Here is an 18,453-nt window from a genome sequence, read left to right as displayed (position 1 = left end):
GGTAATTAATCGGCAGTCAACCCAAACTACTCATCTCTACTCATCTTTTAGCCTTTGACTGCCTCACCCCTTTACACAGTTTTCTAAACACTACCATTGCTTGAATACCTTTTTTCGTACCTCCTTCGAGACAGATTCGATACAAGTTCGACCTTACTTCGATGAAAGGCTTGAAAACACTGGCTTGTTTGCTGTTTCTGTCGAACAAGTGTCGAACAAATTAGCTCAAAAGCCCGTAAAATGGGCATTTTAGCTCCTTTATTTGATATTATGTTAAATAGGTTAATAAAGAATTGTATAGAAAATACTACAACAACTGTATGTAACGTTTCTTGCATAGCACACATGCGATTATTACTTTTACGTTTAATAATAACCCCTTTATTCAAATCCTAAAAAATCACCCCTTGCGTAACCTTAGCATAGTTAGAAACGAATACCGCCATTTACCCGATAGGGAATTGCTGCGTGTAGCCAAAGAAGGGATGCCTTATTTATCCAACCACCATATAAAAGATTTACAGGAAGAATTAGCCATCCGCCATTTAGATGATGCACTGGCAGAAAGTAATAAAGCCTATCAGGCTTTACGCAATGCTTTGGCCTTAAGTGCTTTTAATAAGTCTGCCAACGGCATTCTATCTACGGCACTTTGGAAGTTAATTTTCGACTGGAAAGCCCAAGGTAAATCAGATGAAGTGATTTGTGAATTATTGGTGGCCCAAAACATTCATGCTGAGTATGCGACCATTTTGGTTTCATGCATTGAACCTCAATTGGAAAGCAGCATTGAGCAGCTTACTACCGAAACTTACGCCGGTTATATTCCTGCCGGTTTAGGTATTGCAGTTTTATTATGGGTTTGGTTGTTTACCCTTGCGCCTGCTTACTTATTAATTGGATTGGTACTACTATTGGTTGGCAGCTTAAAACTGTACCATGTATTGCCGCGTAAAAGAAAATTACAGTCTATTCTACAAAAAATACAAAATAGCCAATAATTAATTCCATTTATTGCTAGCCAGGCGTAATAGCTTATCATTAATTATCTCTCTACAAAATTCAATCGTTTTAGTTAGCTAGACTAGCTAAATCATATCTCATTGTATAAAGCTTATTGAAAGAATGAAGCCTATAATTTTTTTGTTTTGTTGGTTTTATTCGTATTTTCAATAAAGCACTTTGCAGGTTCAGTGCCAGGATAAAAGTCTGTTGTCATCTAAATAGAACCCAATCATTTATAATATGAAAAGCATTCTCTTTATTGTAGGGGTGTTATGGTTGTTTGCCGCCGAAATTTTACGCGTATATTTTATAATGCCATTTCCCGGCAGCCAGCAAATGAATAGCATAGACTTGGCTTATTTTATTAGCACACACATTGTTTTATTGCGATTGATAGGCTATGCATTGATCAGCTATCCCATTTTAGAATATTATAGAGGAAAGGCTTGGTTTCCGAAACTAATTGTTGTACTGTTGGGTATAGCATATATTGCTGTTTTTTACTTGTTTAATTATCGGTTTCAGGCCGATAAAATGTTTTATAAAGCCCAACATCAATGGTTTGCCAATGCAACCAATGACACTACTTATAAGAACAGTTTAGTAATTGGGGTGGTAATAAATGGTATCGCAAAGGCCTATCCGTTACAAATAATAGGGTACCATCATCAAATAGCCGATAGTATAGGTAGTGTGCCAATATTAGTTACGTATTGCACAGTTTGCCGAACCGGTAGGGTATATAGCCCTGAAGTAAATGGGAAAAAGGAAACATTCCGATTGGTAGGCATGGATCATTTTAATGCCATGTTTGAAGATTCCACTACTAAAAGCTGGTGGCGGCAGGCAACAGGTGAAGCCATTGCCGGGCCATTAAAAGGGCAGCAATTAAAGGAATTGCCTTGTAATCAATTAACCTTGGCAGCATGGCTAATGGAGTATCCCAATTCGTTGATTTTACAACCGGATGAGAAGTTTAAAAAACAATATGCCGAGTTAAAGAATTATGATAAGGGAACCGTAAAAAGCAAATTGGAAAAACGCGACTCAGCATCATGGAAACCCAAATCGTGGGTGGTAGGCATTATTCAGCATAACAAAGCCAAAGCTTATGATTGGAACACATTAACACAACAACAAGTACTCAATGATGAAATAGACAATGAACCTATTGCCATTGTGTTGGAAAGTGATACAGCGTCTTTTCATGCTTTTCATACCGATTTTGGCAACAACGTGTTACGCTTTCAGAAATATGCCAATAATTTATTGATTGATACCACTACACACACCATTTGGAATATGGCAGGTGAATGTGTAGAAGGTCCGTCAAAAGGTGCCCGTTTACAACCGGTTCAATGTTATCAGGAATTCTGGCATTCATGGAAAACCTTTCATCCAAATACCATGGTTTATCGCTAGTAGAGAGTTGGATAGTGCAGATTATCCAAATAATGACATAGATAAATTCATACAGCAACGAAATGAAAGCCCCGTAGGGGCGATATCTTAATAAAATTCATACAGCAACGAAATGAAAGCCCCGTAGGGGCGATATCTTAATAGAAAAAAATAAATAAAAAGCCCTGAAAAGGCGACATCCCAATATCATATGGCAAATACATTTACCCAAGTATATATACAAATAGTATTTTCCGTAAAAGGGCGACAAAACCTAATTCAAAAGAGCTGGCGAGAAGAATTGTACAAATACATATGTGGCATTGTTAATGGGAAGGAGCAAAAGGTATATGCAATAGGTGGTGTTGCGGATCATATCCATATATTGGTGAGCATAAAACCTAACATAGCTATTTCCGATTTGGTTAGGGATATAAAAGCCAATTCCTCCAAATGGATCAATGAAAAGGGGTATGTCCTTGGTAAATTTCAATGGCAAGAGGGATTTGGTGCGTTTTCATATGCACAATCTCAATTAGATAATGTAATTGCATACATCAACAATCAAGAACAACATCATCAGAAGAAGACATTTAAAGAAGAATATACAGGCCTGCTTCAAAAATTTAATGTTTCTTATGATGACCAATATTTGTTTGAATGGATTGAATAATCATCTTGCTGAATGTATTGTGATGCCGCCCCTACGGGGCTATTATTATGTTGCCCCTACGGGGCTCGTGGCGACGTATTTATCAATTGTTTATTATTTTCTCTACGGGTTAATCACAAATGCATCAAATCTATTATTATGCCGCCCCTACGGGGCTATTATTATGTTGCCCATATGGGGCTTATGGGAACGCATTTATAAATCAGTTCTTGTATTGTTCTATGGGGCCTTGGGGATTGTAGAAAATTATTTCAGGTTTTAATTGAGAAAAAATGCCATTATAATATTATAATAACTGTAACAGAACAATAAATAATTTAAAGATCTAAATGCGTAGCCGAAATTTCAATGAAGCAGGACGAAATTAGCCACGTCAAAGTGATAATCCAATAAAGAAAATGTATAGACAATGACACCAAGCAATAAAATGAAAGCCCCATAGGGGCGAAATCTTAATAACACAAGTAGCTATCCCGTGTAGCTCCGTAGGAGCGATATAATTATGATAAATACGTTTTTAAAGGTATAATTAAATGCCGCCCCTGTAGGGTTTTGTCGATTGTAAAAAATTTGGTTTAAACTTTTAATTGAACACTAAAAGCCATTTATTTTATGATTTCTTTAAGTAACGTATCGTAGTTGCCATACGTTCAATGGATAGAAATTATTCACAATTAAACAAAATAACATGAAGAAAACAGTAGCCTTGCTGATAGTGTTAGCAGTTGTTGGCATTACTCAGTTAAACGCCCAATCTAAAAATTTTATTGATCAACCTTATGTAGAAGTAGCGGGTACTGCAGATACATTAGTAACACCCAATGAAATTTTTATTCGGTTTACCATTAGTGAAAAGGACACAAAAAACAAGGTTTCACTGGAAGATCAGGAAAAAGCCATGTATGCAGCTTTGCAGCAGTTGGGCATTGATGTAAATAAAAATCTGGTAGTAAATGATATGTCCAGCAATTTTCAATATTATTTTTTGCGGGGAAAGGATGTGGTAAAAACCCGCGATTATGTGTTAAAAGTTACCACAGCCAATGAAGCCGGTAAGGTGTTTATAACCTTGGAACAATTAGGCATTGCCAATGCCGCAATTGACCATGTAGATTACAATGGCTTAGAAGCTATTCGAAATAAAATAAGAAGCAACGCCGTTAAAAATGCTTATATGCGGGCTAAAGCATTAACCGAGCCTTTGAATCAGAATATTGGTAAGGCTATTTATATTGGCGATGAAGAGCGTTATGCACAACCCTTTACACAACCTCGTATAATGTTAGCAAAAACAATGGCTGCAGATGCAACTACTCAGCCGGATATTAGTTTTGAAAAAATAAAAGTATCTGCCAATATTACCGTACGTTTTGTGTTGAATTAGTCGCAGCATTCAATTGCATTTAATTAGTACCATTTACACTACCGGTTTGTGATATCATGAATCGGTAGTTTTTTACATTCATTCCTCTCAACATTTGTCTTTTAAATTGATGTCTATTCAGGTGCATTACAGGTTTTTATTCTCTTCAATGTTCATAAGCAGTCAATCTGTTCAGGCCAATTCATGCTAAGCATTGTGTTGAAGAATATCTTACAATTAAAAATTTCTGTTTTATTGCTGATATTTGATAATATGTCTCTATGGCTTCAATCCATACATCAACAATGGAAGGGCTTACACCCAACCACACGCAGCATTATGTTAGCCCGTGCTTTTAGAAGTTTGGGGCAAGGTGCATTGGTGGTTGATTTAACCTTGTACCTAAAAGCGCTACAATGGTCGGGGTTTCATATTGGTTGGGTATTAAGTTTAGCAGGTATTATGGGTGCTTTACTTAGTTTGGTTGTAGGTATTTCCAGCGACCGAATGCGGCGTAAACCCTTTTTGTTGTTATATGAATGCATTACAATGATATGTAGTTTACTCGCTTTTCTTACAGCACAACCCTTATTACTCACCATTGTTATTGTGATTGCAGGATTTGGACGTGGTGCCAATGGTGCTGCAGGGCCATTTTCGCCGGTTGAACAGGCATGGTTGGCTGAAGAGGTGCTGCCCGAAAAAAGGGGAAAGGTGTATAGTTGGAATACGGCTATGGGATTTATTGGTATGGGTTTGGGTGCACTCTTGGCTATTGTTCCGGCTTTTGTACATCATCATACTTTAACATTACAATACGGCGTGTTGGTGCAGGCAAGTGCTTATCGTCCCTTATTTTTAATTGTAACGGTAGCTACTTTGTGTAATTTATATTTATTGTATAGGGCTAAGGAAAATTACAATGGCAAAATAGTTCGTGAATCACATCCGCAAGAGGTACCTATTCGGCGGCAAGAAAATAAAATGCTTGCAGGATTAGTATTTTTAAATGCTTTTAATGGGGTTGCAATAGGATTAACCGGCCCACTTATTTCCTATTGGTTTGCCTTAAAATTTGGCAAAGGTCCGGGTGAAATAGCACCGATGATGGCCATCACATTTTTTATAACAGGCATTGCTGCTGTATTTACCGGCAACATCAGCGAAAAAAAAGGAATAGTTACTACAGTGGTATATGCCCGAGCTATTGGATTGATATTGTTATTATTACTGCCATTGGTTCCATTCTTCTGGATGGCGGCCATTTTATATATTGCCCGTTCCGCATTAAACAGGGGCTCTGTCGGAGCACGTCAAGCACTAACCGTTAGTTTGGTGCGCGATGAAAGGCGGGGGTTAGCCACCAGTTTAAATGCCGTTTCCATGCAATTACCCCAATCGGCCGGTCCTTCCCTTTCCGGTTGGTTGTTTAGTGCCGGAAATTTAGGATTACCCTTTTATGCCGGTGCTGCTTGTCAGGCTATTTATTTGGTTTTATATAGCCGTTTTTTCAAACACCAAAACAAGCCGATTACTAATCCCTCATAGCGCAATTTAATGGGGTGATTGAAACGGTGGGGGTAACTTTATAACATCAACTATACTTTTATGCATTATCAACGTATTAGTTCCGGATCAGTGTATGAGGAACAAATGTGTTATTCAAGAGCAGTGGTCGCTGCACCCTTTATTTTTGTTTCCGGTACCACCGGCTTTAATTATGCCACTATGACTATAGCGGATGATATTGTGTTGCAAGCGGAACAGACTTTTTTAAATATTGAAAAGGCATTACAGCAAGCAGGGGCCTCTTTGCAAAACATTGTACAGGTAAGGTATATTTTGCCCAATGCCGGTTTATTTAGTTTGTGCCAACCTGTATTGCAAAAGTATTTAGGTACCGTAAAACCTGCTGCAACATTAATGCAAGCAGGTTTGTTAGATGAACGTATGTTAATTGAAATAGAAGTGGTAGCTATGTTGCCGAGTTAAGTAACAATAAGGGAAGAGATTTGGGACAATAATACTTTCAGATGCAGGTTGATGAATTGGATACACCAATGCTCAATTGTTTTTTCATAGATAATGGGAGTTAGCGATAAAGTTGCACATTGATGCAAATCAATGGTATTTCTTGCCTTTCCTCATTTTACCCGCTTTTACTATTGAGTAGCTTTGCTAAAAAAATTACAATGACAACTAATCATACTTTTCAGCAACTAATACAAACATTTCCGGAACAAGATACCATTATGCCTGTTTTGTTTATTGGCCATGGATCGCCCATGAATGGTATTGAGGATAATGTGTTTAGCAACCAATGGGCTGCAATGGCAAAAAGTATTCCCCTACCCAAAGCCGTTATCGTTATATCGGCACATTGGCAAACCAGGGGTACACAAATTACCGCAATGGACTTTCCACCAACAATTCATGATTTTGGTGGTTTTCCCGAACCATTGTATGAAGTACAATACCCGGCACCCGGCCAGCCTGAATTAGCAGCTTTTACTAAAAGCATAGTGCATGCTACTGAAATAGGCTTAGATCACGAATGGGGTTTAGACCATGGTACATGGACAGTTGTTCGCCATATGTATCCGCAAGCACAAATACCGGTACTGCAGTTGAGTTTAGATTACACAAAAGCCACACCTTTTCATTTTGAATTGGCAAATGAACTTCAATTGTTGCGCAGAAGGGGTATTTTAATAATTGGTAGTGGTAATATGGTGCATAATTTGCGCATGTTAAACTGGCAAAAATTAGAACAACCCGGATTTGCTTACGATTGGGCAGCCGAAATAAATGCTGCTTTTAAATCGTTCATTCAAACGAATAATAACAATGCTTTAATTCATTATGAGCAATTAGGTACTGCCGCTAAATTGGCTATTCCAACACCCGAACATTTTCTTCCACTCATTTATACCTTGGGCTTACGAAATAATACCGATGACTTGTTTTTCTTTAATGATATAGCTGTTGGTGGTTCATTAACCATGACATCCGTAAAATTCGGATAAAGGGAATATTTACAAATGAGTAACCATATCAATAATTTTTTAAAAAAACATATTAAAAAATTTGGAAACCCTTCAAAAAATTTGTATATTTATTCATGCAGCAAAATAGCAGTCACCCCATTCGGGTTATTATTACCGGTGCAACAGGTATGGTGGGAGAAGGGGTATTGCACGAATGTTTGCAAAGCGAACAAGTAGCATCAGTACTAGTCATTAATCGGCGGCCAATTGATTTTCAGCACCCTAAACTTACAGAAGTAATACACCCAGATTTTATGGATGTTGGGGCTTTAGCTTCTGTGGTAAAGAACTATGATGCCTGTTTTTTTTGTCTGGGTGTTTCGTCGGTCGGCATGAAAGAAGCAACCTATTATCAATTAACTTATACATTAACTACAGGTTTTGCCGAATTGCTTTGTCAACAAAATCCTGGTATGGTGTTTTGCTATGTTTCAGGTAAAGGAACGGATAGTTCTGAAAAAGGTGCATTAATGTGGGCTAGAGTGAAAGGAAAAACCGAAAATGCCTTGTTGCAAATGCCCTTTAAAGCAGCATATATGTTTCGGCCGGGAATTATTATTCCAACACCGGGCTTAAAAAACACATTGAAATTGTACCATTATTTAGGATGGTTAATACCATTGTTTAAATTAATGATGCCTAGCAGTATTTGCTCATTACAACAAATTGGGAAGGCAATGATAAGGTTGGCAATACGTGCAGATGCAAAAAGAATAATAGAAGTTAATGACATAAAACGAATAGCGGCAACTGCATAATTAAACAGCAATGAATAGTTACAACTAAGCTGTATGAACTTATTAAAAAAAATATGTTTTATTGGGTTGGTAATACTATTGGCAAAATGCACCAGTACTGTTAAGTTAGAGGGAACCTATCTTAATGCAAAGAAGGGTGATACCCTTTGGCTGTATCCCAATCATACCTATGAATACTTGGAACAATTGTATAAATCTAAGTTGGGATGGACAGAAGGGCAATGGATTAAACAAAATAGAAAAATAAACTTTCAATGTAATCATCGCGTATTAGTGGGGTATCAACTAAAAGTTAGGCCCGATACATTGGTCAAAAATTTTGAAATAAAACTATTAATGGGCTATGGTAATGAACCGGTATATGTTGAAAAGGTTATAATGTATAAAAATAAAGCTGAACTGAATGCATCATTATATAAAGTGTTGAACAACAAGATTACGTTGTACACCACCAATTTTGATTCTGTAGTTATATATCCACATGCTTTAGTACCATTAACATTACCCAATACATTAAATCCGGCACATGGTTATATAGCAAAAATATATCCTGCAGAAAGATTATATGATTTAGATAAAGCGAGCTTTGTTATTCGCAATAGCAAGTTGAAGAGCAAACCATCTAAAAAATACCCCGATTTTCATGTAACATTTGAAAAAATGGGTGAATAACAGTTTAAAGTGAAATGTTACTAGTATTCATGTTGGGTTTGAAGTTTTTGTAGAATGGTATTTTCAATTACTTGTGGAAAATGTTCATATTCCAACGCATGCACTTTTGCTGCAATTTGTTCGGGTGTATCGTTTGGACTTACCGTGCAAGTGGCTTGAAAGATAGGAGGTCCATCATCATAATGCTCATTTACATAATGAATGGTAATGCCTGTTTCCGATTCGCCGGCTTCGGCAATGGCCTGATGAACTTTAATACCATACATGCCTTTGCCACCATATTTTGGCAGTAGAGCGGGATGTATATTAATAATATGTTGCGGAAAGGCTTCAATTAAGGGTAAAGGTATTTTCCATAAAAACCCGGCTAGTATTATCCAGTGAATATCCTGTTCTATTAGTTCTGGTAAATATGCATCTTGATTGAAAAACCTGTCCTTTTCAATCATTAAAACAGGAATTTGGTGTTGTGCAGCTATCTGAATAACGCCTGCTTGGGGTTTATTGCAAACAATCAGGGCAATAGCAATAAGGGGATGGTGTTTAAAATACTGAATTAAATTAGCTGCATTGGTGCCGGTACCTGAAGCAAAAATGGCTATCCGTTGTTTTGATTGAATGGAGGACATGAATCAATATTGTGCTGATTATATATAAAGATGTAAGTTATAAAGTTGTGAGTGCAATATAAGCAATAACTTTTTGGGGCATTTATGCTGTGCTGATAACTGTTAACGTTGAATTTTTTAGAAACGAAGTGCATTGGTAGAGTACACAAAAATGTGTATTGAAAAGGGTATTAAAAACAAATAAAAATGCAACAATTCGCTAAAACCCGCGCCAGCACTGACTAAAATTTTTTTTGCAACATTGAGTTTTTGTCAGCCCCGTGTCATATTTTTGCACTCGTTTAAGGATATTTTTCCACATTAGACCAACCAGATTGTGAATATGATACCTCATCGCATGATAATCCGAACTGTAGTCGCAGGAATTTTTGTATGTTTTTCGTTTGCATTTGGCATTACTGTAAAAGCTCAGGATGGTAAATCGCTATTTAACCAGAACTGTGCATCCTGCCATGCTATTGACAAAAAATTAGTAGGTCCGGCCCTAATGGGGGTAGAAGACAGGTGGCCCAACAAGAAACACTTGTATGAGTGGATACGCAATAACCAGGCCTTCTTAAAAACCGGCGATCCTTATGCGAATAAGTTGTATTTAGAATACAATAAAACAGCCATGAACCTGTTTCCGCAATTAACCGATGCGGAAATTGGTGCTATTTTAAAATATATTTCCGATTATAAACCAGCTGCAGCACAACCTGCTGCCGGTGCCGCTGCCGGTGAGCCTGCTGCAGAAAGTGATAATACCTTATTATTTGGTATTCTTACTTTAATATTGGCAGTAATTGCCTTTACCTTAATGCAGGTAAACAGCAATTTGAAAAAATTAACCGACGTTAAGGAAGGTGTGGATAGTCCTGAACCTGTTCCTTTCTGGAGAAATAAAACTTACATTGCTATTGTAACCGTTATTCTGTTCTTAATAGGTGGTTATTTAACTACTAAAGGTGCCATTGGTTTAGGTCGCAATATCAATTATGAGCCCAAACAACCCATTTTCTATTCACATAAAGTACACGCCGGTATAAATCAAATTAACTGTTTGTATTGCCACAGCGGTGCTATGGATAGTAAATATTCAAATGTGCCTTCTGTAAACGTTTGTATGAACTGCCACATGGCCATTAACGAATACAAAGGTGAAAAGCTTTACAATGCCGATGGTGAAGAAGTAAATGGTACAGAAGAAATTAAAAAATTATACGAATACGCCAACTTTACACCCGGCCAACCTTGGGATGCCAGCAAAGCTAAACCCATTGAATGGACTAAAATACACATGTTGCCTGCACACGTTTATTTCAACCACTCTCAGCATACTCGTGTAGGTAAAATTCAATGTCAGATTTGCCATGGCGAAATCAATAAAATGGATGAAGTAAAACAAGTGTCTGAATTAAGTATGGGCTGGTGTATAAACTGTCACCGTACCACTCAGGTTCAATTCAAAGACAATGGGTTTTACAGCATTTATGAAAAATATCACCAAGATTTAAAAGATGGTAAAATTGATAGCACCAAAGGTGTAACCGTGGAAATGATTGGTGGTACTGAATGTCAAAAATGCCATTATTAATAAGTTTTATTGGCATAAAGCAAATTAAAGGAAACATTAACCGCATCAACGATAAAATGTAGAGTGCCGATATCGGCTATTTTACACCTAACAAAACAAATTATGGAGCAAAAAAAACACTGGCAAAGTTTTGGAGAGTTGACAAATTCTGAAGGTTATCAGGAATCAGCAAAAGATGAGTTTAAGGAAGATTTACCCGTGTGGGAAGATGATAAGGGTTTGTTTAGTGCTGCCACTCCCCGTAGAGATTTTTTAAAATATTTAGGTTTTAGTACCGCTGCTGCCATGGTTGCAGCCAGTTGTGAAGTGCCGGTTCGTAAAATTATTCCTTTTGCGAATAAACCCGAAGATATTATTCCGGGCGTGGCCAATTATTACGCTACTACATATATTCAAGATGGAGAGGCAGTAAGCGTTTTGGCTAAAGTTAGAGATGGCCGCCCCATTAAATTAGAAGGGAACGAATTAAGCCCTATTACACAAGGTGGTACTTCTGCTCGTGTTCAATCTTCTGTATTAGACTTATATGATACAGCTCGTTTACGTTTCCCAACCATAGATGGCAAGGAAACCACTTTTGAAAATATTGATGCTGAAATTTCCAAAGCCATTAATGGATTAGGCAATGCACCTATTGTTATTTTAACTACTTCTATTGCATCGCCCTCATCTAAAGATGTAATTAACCAGTTCATTGCCAAGCATCCGGGCTCACGCCAGGTAACTTATGATGCTATTTCATACAGCGGTATGTTATTGGCTAATGAAGCTACTTATGGTAAAAGAGCTATTCCTTCTTATAAATTCGATAATGCAAAAGTAATTGTAAGCCTTGGTGCCGATTTCTTGGGCACATGGCTAAGCCCCATTGAATTTGCTAAGCAATATGCTAAGAACAGAAAAATTAATGAAAAAGCACCTACTTTAAGCAAGCACTATCAATTTGAAAGTATTGCCAGCTTAACAGGGTCAAATGCAGATGAAAGGTATTTACACCGTCCATCTGAAACCGGTGCTGTAGCTGTTGCATTATTAAACGCCATCAATGGCCAAGCCATTAATTTAAGCGATGCTGCATTAAAAGAAGGAGTGAAAAAAGCCGCTGCAGATTTAGTGGCCAATAAAGGCAATGCGTTGGTTGTAAGCGGCAGCAATGATGTAAATGTTCAAATTATTGTAAATGCCATCAATGAGGCTTTACAGTCAGGCGGTAAAACTATTGACTGGTCAAGCACTTATAATACCTACCAAGGAATTGATACCGATTTTGCCCGTTTGGTAGAAGATATGAATGCCGGAAACGTTGGTGCATTATTAATAGTAGGTGCAAATCCTGCTTACACTTGGTTTGATAGTGCCCGCTTTGTTGCCGGAATGAAAAAATTAAAATTTGCGGTTTCATTCAATCCCAAAAATGATGAAACTACGCAACTGTGTAAATATGTTATTCCTAACCACCATTTCTTAGAAAGTTGGGGTGATGCAGAACCTAAAACAGGTTATTATTCATTAATGCAACCCACAATATATCCATTATTCAAAACTCGCCAATGGCAAGATAGCTTATTGAAATGGAGTGGAGCATCTACAGATTACTTAGGTTATTTAAAAACTTTTTGGACTGCTAAAGCAGGTGGAGAAACCGGATGGGATAAAGCCATTCAAGATGGTGTATTAAACCCCGCAACCGTGCCAACCCCAATAGGTGCAGCATTTAACAGTGGTGCCGTTAATGGTGCTTTAGCTGCTATTGCTGCCTACAAAAAAGGTGGAAAGGTTGAAGTGGTATTGTATCAAAAAGTGAGTATGGGTGCAGGCCAAACAGCTTCTAACCCTTGGTTGCAAGAAATGCCAGACCCTGTTACCCGTGCTACTTGGGATAACTATATTATGATTTCGCCTGCAATGGCAAAAACCTTATTAGGTATTGATTTAAATATTGCACGTGAAGCGGATAATTACGAAGTTACACCTGCTAAGCCTGTTGTAAAAGTTACTGCCAACGGTAAATCCTACTCCTTACCTGTATTAATTATTCCGGGTGTTCATCCTGATACAGTAGGTATAGCTTTAGGATATGGTCGTACCAAAGAAATAGGTAAAGCAGCAGACGGTGTTGGTCAAAATGTATTCCCATTAGCCAGCATGAGCGGTGCTACTTTAAGTTTTGTGGCCACAGACGCTACTGTTGAAAAAACAGGTGCCACCTATCCGGTTGCATTAATGCAAACACACAATGTGTACACAACACCGCAAGGCACACGTACAGAGGTAATGAAGGAGCTGACTTTAAAAGAGTTTAAAAAAGATCCTGAAGAAATTAGAAATGACCGTCAAAAAGAATTGGCTCCTTTTGGTGGTTTGAAAAATTTTGAAAAAGAGGGTACTATTTATCCCTATTATGATAAACCCGGTATTCACTGGGGCATGAATATAGACCTTAATGCTTGTACCGGTTGTGGTGCCTGCGTTATTGCTTGCCATGCTGAAAACAATGTACCGGTTGTAGGTAAGCCTGAAGTATTACGTTTCCATGATATGCACTGGTTAAGGATTGACCGTTACTATAGTGGTAATCCTGACAATCCAAAAGTGGTATTCCAACCCATGATGTGTCAACAGTGCGACAATGCACCTTGTGAAAACGTTTGTCCGGTAGGTGCTACTAACCACAGCAGCGAAGGATTAAACCAAATGGCTTATAACCGTTGCATTGGTACTCGTTATTGTGCTAACAACTGTCCTTATAAAGTACGTCGCTTTAACTGGGCTGATTATACCGGCGCCGATAGCTTCCCGGATAACCAAAGAGGCATTGTAAACGATGTAGTATTAATGATGAATGACGGTTTAACCCGTATGGTGTTAAATCCGGATGTTACTGTACGTTCTCGCGGTGTAATGGAAAAATGTTCATTCTGCGTACAACGTTTACAGGAAGGTAAGCTAAAAGCTAAGAAAGAAAGTCGTCCATTAATTAGCGGTGAAGACAATAAATGGGATGTAAAAACTGCTTGTCAGCAAGCTTGTCCTACCGATGCCATAGTTTTCGGTAATGTAAACGATTCACACAGTGCCATTACTATTACTCGTAAGGAAAATGAATTAAGATTATTTAAGTCATTAGAGCAGCTGCACGTGTTACCCAATGTTACTTACTTGGCAAAAGTTCGTAATGTAGATGAGGTAGCAGAAAAAGCAGAAGGATAAAATATATTCAGCAGAAAGAGAAGTATACTTTGAAAATGTAAACACAGTTTCTTAAACCAATAAGAAACACAAAACAGTAAGAAGCAATGCATTTAAAGTACGAATCACAGTTAAGAGAGCCGTTAGTAAATGGCAGGAAAACCTACCATGATGTTACGGAAGAAATTATTCGCCCAATAGAAGCGAAACCGGGTAAGCTTTGGTATGTAGGATTTTATATTGCCGTAGCATTATTGCTTTTTGGCGTATATAGTGTTTACCGAGATGTTACCTATGGTATTGGCCAATGGAACCTAAATAAAACCGTTGGATGGGGTTGGGATATTACCAACTTCGTTTGGTGGGTAGGTATTGGTCACGCCGGAACATTGATTTCTGCTATCTTATTGCTATTCCGTCAAGGTTGGCGTACAGGTGTAAACCGTGCTGCGGAAGCCATGACCATTTTTGCGGTAATGTGTGCAGGTCAATTCCCCATCTTCCACATGGGTCGTGTTTGGTTAGCATTCTTCATTATGCCTTACCCCAACACAAGAGGGCCGGTATGGGTAAACTTTAACTCACCATTGTTGTGGGACGTGTTTGCGATTTCAACTTACTTTACCGTTTCTGTATTGTTCTGGTACAGCGGTTTAATTCCCGATATGGCAACTGTACGCGACAGAGCAAAGACCAAATTACGTAAACTATTATATGGTATTGCTGCTTTCGGATGGACAGGTTCAACTAAACACTGGCAAAGAATTGAATCACTTTCATTGGTATTAGCCGGTTTAGCAACCCCATTGGTACTTTCCGTACACACCATCGTATCTACCGACTTCGCTACTTCTGTTATTCCCGGTTGGCATACCACCATCTTCCCACCTTACTTCGTTGCCGGTGCGGTGTTCTCAGGTTTCGCAATGACACAGTCATTATTGTTGGTGGTTAGAAAAGTATATCATTTAGAAGATTATATTACCATTGGCCACATTGAAGCCATGAATAAAATTATTGTGCTCACCGGTTCAATTGTAGGGGTAGCTTACTTAACCGAGTTGTTTATGGGTTGGTATAGCCAAAGCAAATATGAAGGATATACATTCTGGTATAGCCGTGCCAACTTATTCAGCCCTTATGGTTGGAGCTACTGGGGTATGATGACTTGTAACGTGTTAACCCCACAAATTTTCTGGTTGCGCAAAGCAAGAAGAAATCTGTTTATTACCTTCTTTATTTCAGTTTTAGTAAACGTAGGTATGTGGTTTGAGCGCTTTGTAATTATTGTTACTTCTATTTACAGAGACTATTTACCATCATCATGGTCTGTTTACTATAGCCCGACTATTTGGGAAATAGGTTTCTACTTAGGAACATTTGGCTTGTTCTTCACCTGCTTCTTCTTATTCAGTAAATATGCACCGGTTATTGCCGTACATGAAATTAAATATGTGTTGAAAACTACCGGCGAAAGTTATAAGAATGAAATGGGAGCACTTGAGCGTGAACCTGTTGAAGAGTTTGCACACGAATATGCACATTAATTGCATGAATTGCAGAAAGAAAATTAATTGACGACCTAAATTAATTATATGGCTAAAAAGAAATTTGTTGTAGGCTGTTTCGATAATGAGGAAGTTTTATTTCCGGCTGTAAAAAAAGTACGTACAGCAGGCTATAAAATCAGAGATGTATATACGCCTTTTCCGGTACATGGTTTAGATCATGCATTAGGATTGAGAGAAACCAGTTTGCACACTGCAGGGTTTATTTACGGCATTACCGGAACTGCTACTGCATTGGGTGGAATTAGCTGGATTTTGACCTACGATTGGCCTTTAAATATTGGTGGTAAACCCCATTTCGCTTTACCGGCTTGGATACCCATTACTTTTGAGTTAACCGTATTATTTGCAGCGGTAGGCATGGTATATACCTTCTGTTATTTATGCCAACTGGCACCTTTTGTAAAAAAACATCATTTTCACCCACGTGCCACTGACGATTTATTTGTGATGGTAATTGAATGTACCGATAAAACCAATGTTGAAGATTTAAAAGGGTTTTTATCAAGTAATGGCGCCATTGAGGTAAATGAACAAATTGCTGAAGAAGGCTGGTGGTGGGGTCGTTATGATAAAGACGACGAAAAAACCTTAGAAAAAGAAATAGTTGCTGCTTAAAATAATTATTGAACTGATTTACAATGAAAAAACTATCCATTTTAGTCGTTTTGTTTGCTACAACCGCCGTGTTAATTAGTTGTAGCGATATTAAGCGTAAGCCTAATCGCATTTACATGCCCGATATGTTTTATAGCCGTGCCTATCAAACCTATTCCGATCATAGTAATTTAACCAAAGAGGGGATTTTCTATAATGAAAAACCGGTGCCGGGAACCATTTTCCGTGGAGAAGATATGCCTTTCCCATTGGCTAAAGATGCGCCGGGTGACACTGCCAATTATGTAGCTTCCAAACAAATTAAAAGCCCTATTGACAGCTTAACCCAACAGCAATATGTTGAAGCAGAGCGCTTATTCTTAATTAATTGTGCCATTTGTCATGGTCCTAAATTAGACGGTAATGGACCATTGTATAAAGGTGGCGAAGGACCATATCCTGCTAAACCGGCTCAGTTGGTAGGCGATGCTAAATATGAAGCAATGCCTGAAGGCCAAATGTTTTATTCAGTGGAATACGGTAAAAACTTAATGGGAAGTTATGCTTCACAATTAAGCAGACAACAGCGTTGGGAAATTATTCGTTATATTAAAATGAAACAAGCTGAAGCAAAAGCTAATAGTGCAAGCGCAACGGCTAGCAAATAATTGCAATAACAAATACTGCATCTAACTAACTATAAATGAATTACCATGGCAGAACACACATTAGATTTTAAAGAACAATTCGAAATTCCTTCAGGCATGAAAAAATGGTCATTAGCCTTAATAATTATTGGGATTTTGGCCTTTATTATCGGATTGTTTACAAAAGGAATGGGAACAAACGAAGAGAAAGCTGTATTCTTAGGTACTTTAATGTATAATACCATATTTTGGACATTGGTTTGTAATGCTTCCATGTTTTTTATTTGTGCAACAACCTTAGCAATGGGTGGTTGGCAAATGACCTTTAGACGCGTTGCAGAAGCCATTTCCACATTAGTACCCATATTTGGTATTATTACACTCGTTATTTTATTTTACGTTATTGCCACCGGTAATCATGAAATTTATCATTGGTTAGATAGTAAGCAAGTGGCTGCCGATGAGGTTTTAAAAGGTAAATCAGGCTTCTTAAATGTAAAATTCTTTGTTATTTGGTCAATTTTAGCAGTAGGATTTTGGAGCTTATTAGGTTGGAGAATGCGTAAAATAAGCAGCCAAGCAGATGCAGAGCCTATGGATTTCAATACCGGCAGTGCTTATTTATGGAAAAATACGGTAACAGCAAGTTTATTTATAGTATGGTTTGCATTAACCATTGGTTCAACTTTGCCTTGGTTATGGTTAATGAGTTTAGATGCACATTGGTATAGCACCATGTACAGTTGGTATGTGTTTGCCAGCAGTTTTGTTGCAGGTGTGGCATTAATTACACTTTGGGTTATTTATTTGAAGAATAAAGGCTATTTGGAATATACCAACCAAGAACATTTACATGATTTAGGAAAATTCATTTTCGCCTTCTCAATTTTCTGGACCTATTTGTGGTTCTCACAATACATGTTAATATGGTACTCAAACCAACCGGAAGAAACCATATATTTTAAAGGTAGAGTACAAGGCCCCTATAAAGGCATCTTTTTCTTAAACATAATTATCAACTTTGTTTGCCCGCTTTTAATTTTGATGAAGCGTTCTTCAAAAAGAAATTATACATTAATGACATTCATGGCTGTATTAATTCTTTTTGGCCACTGGATAGATTTTTACCAAATGGTAATGCCAAGCGTAGCAAAAGACCATGTTACTTTAAGTTGGTTCGATTTTGGAATTTTGGCTTTATTCGTTGGTTTAATGATACATTTTGTTGGAAGAGCATTGGCATCAAAACCATTAATAGCCAAATACAATCCTTTCTTAAAAGAAAGTATTGTGCACCATACATAAAATTGAACTTTGTTTTTTGAAAT

General features: G+C 37.7%; 16 protein-coding genes. 15 read left to right on the top strand and 1 reads right to left on the bottom strand.

Translation table 11 applies throughout. From position 1 onward, the window contains the following. Nucleotides 1-407: 407 nt before the first annotated feature. From LX80_RS09625 to LX80_RS09585, 9 genes are all read left to right on the top strand, one after another. Nucleotides 408-1,001 carry a hypothetical protein gene (locus LX80_RS09625; RefSeq protein WP_146250462.1) on the top strand — a complete coding sequence of 198 codons (594 nt, stop codon included), beginning with the start codon at nt 408-410 and terminating at the stop codon, nt 999-1,001. Nucleotides 1,002-1,245: 244 nt separating this feature from the next. Next, nucleotides 1,246-2,427, top strand: coding sequence for a DUF3179 domain-containing (seleno)protein (locus tag LX80_RS09620; RefSeq protein ID WP_111295669.1), 1,182 nt, complete (start codon nt 1,246-1,248; stop codon nt 2,425-2,427). A 190-nt stretch (nt 2,428-2,617) separates the two neighbouring features. Next, on the top strand, nt 2,618-3,079 hold the full coding sequence (gene tnpA, locus LX80_RS09615; protein WP_111295667.1) for an IS200/IS605 family transposase: 462 nt from the start codon (nt 2,618-2,620) through the stop codon (nt 3,077-3,079). Between the two features lie 688 nt (nt 3,080-3,767). Then, complete coding sequence (locus LX80_RS09610; RefSeq protein ID WP_111295665.1) at nt 3,768-4,463, top strand: SIMPL domain-containing protein; 696 nt, start codon at nt 3,768-3,770, stop codon at nt 4,461-4,463. A 252-nt stretch (nt 4,464-4,715) separates the two neighbouring features. Next, on the top strand, nt 4,716-5,990 hold the full coding sequence (locus tag LX80_RS09605) for an MFS transporter (RefSeq protein WP_170120431.1): 1,275 nt from the start codon (nt 4,716-4,718) through the stop codon (nt 5,988-5,990). A 60-nt stretch (nt 5,991-6,050) separates the two neighbouring features. Continuing rightward, nucleotides 6,051-6,434 (top strand): RidA family protein, encoded by a 384-nt coding sequence (locus LX80_RS09600; RefSeq protein ID WP_111295661.1) that lies wholly within the window; start codon nt 6,051-6,053, stop codon nt 6,432-6,434. A 200-nt stretch (nt 6,435-6,634) separates the two neighbouring features. Next, entirely contained in the window at nt 6,635-7,468 is an 834-nt protein-coding gene (ygiD, locus tag LX80_RS09595) for a 4,5-DOPA-extradiol-dioxygenase (RefSeq protein WP_111295659.1), read from the top strand. A gap of 95 nt (nt 7,469-7,563) precedes the next feature. Further along, the gene (locus LX80_RS09590; protein ID WP_111295657.1) at nt 7,564-8,247 is read left to right on the top strand and encodes an NAD(P)H-binding protein; all 684 of its coding nucleotides are present in this window, start codon (nt 7,564-7,566) and stop codon (nt 8,245-8,247) included. A 33-nt stretch (nt 8,248-8,280) separates the two neighbouring features. Then, on the top strand, nt 8,281-8,919 hold the full coding sequence (locus LX80_RS09585; protein WP_111295655.1) for a hypothetical protein: 639 nt from the start codon (nt 8,281-8,283) through the stop codon (nt 8,917-8,919). A gap of 20 nt (nt 8,920-8,939) precedes the next feature. On the opposite strand, the gene purN is transcribed toward LX80_RS09585, so the two are convergent. Continuing rightward, entirely contained in the window at nt 8,940-9,548 is a 609-nt protein-coding gene (gene purN, locus LX80_RS09580; protein WP_111295652.1) for a phosphoribosylglycinamide formyltransferase, read from the bottom strand. A 337-nt stretch (nt 9,549-9,885) separates the two neighbouring features. On the opposite strand from purN, the gene LX80_RS09575 reads away from it, so the two are divergent. From LX80_RS09575 to LX80_RS09550, 6 genes are all read left to right on the top strand, one after another. Continuing rightward, nucleotides 9,886-11,124 carry a c-type cytochrome gene (locus LX80_RS09575; protein ID WP_245898033.1) on the top strand — a complete coding sequence of 413 codons (1,239 nt, stop codon included), beginning with the start codon at nt 9,886-9,888 and terminating at the stop codon, nt 11,122-11,124. A 102-nt stretch (nt 11,125-11,226) separates the two neighbouring features. After that, nucleotides 11,227-14,334: a TAT-variant-translocated molybdopterin oxidoreductase gene (locus LX80_RS09570; RefSeq protein ID WP_111295648.1), complete on the top strand. Its 3,108-nt coding sequence runs from the start codon at nt 11,227-11,229 to the stop codon at nt 14,332-14,334. An 86-nt stretch (nt 14,335-14,420) separates the two neighbouring features. After that, nucleotides 14,421-15,860 carry an NrfD/PsrC family molybdoenzyme membrane anchor subunit gene (nrfD, locus tag LX80_RS09565; protein ID WP_111295646.1) on the top strand — a complete coding sequence of 480 codons (1,440 nt, stop codon included), beginning with the start codon at nt 14,421-14,423 and terminating at the stop codon, nt 15,858-15,860. Nucleotides 15,861-15,908: 48 nt separating this feature from the next. Continuing rightward, nucleotides 15,909-16,499 carry a DUF3341 domain-containing protein gene (locus tag LX80_RS09560; protein WP_111295644.1) on the top strand — a complete coding sequence of 197 codons (591 nt, stop codon included), beginning with the start codon at nt 15,909-15,911 and terminating at the stop codon, nt 16,497-16,499. A gap of 23 nt (nt 16,500-16,522) precedes the next feature. Then, on the top strand, nt 16,523-17,146 hold the full coding sequence (locus LX80_RS09555; protein WP_111295642.1) for a c-type cytochrome: 624 nt from the start codon (nt 16,523-16,525) through the stop codon (nt 17,144-17,146). A gap of 45 nt (nt 17,147-17,191) precedes the next feature. Next, on the top strand, nt 17,192-18,430 hold the full coding sequence (locus LX80_RS09550; RefSeq protein WP_111295640.1) for a quinol:cytochrome C oxidoreductase: 1,239 nt from the start codon (nt 17,192-17,194) through the stop codon (nt 18,428-18,430). Nucleotides 18,431-18,453: the final 23 nt, after the last annotated feature.

Source organism: Hydrotalea sandarakina (assembly GCF_003254115.1).
Taxonomy (GTDB): domain Bacteria; phylum Bacteroidota; class Bacteroidia; order Chitinophagales; family Chitinophagaceae; genus Hydrotalea; species Hydrotalea sandarakina.
Note: the sequence above shows the minus strand (reverse complement) of the source record. Positions and strands in the feature narration are given on the sequence as shown.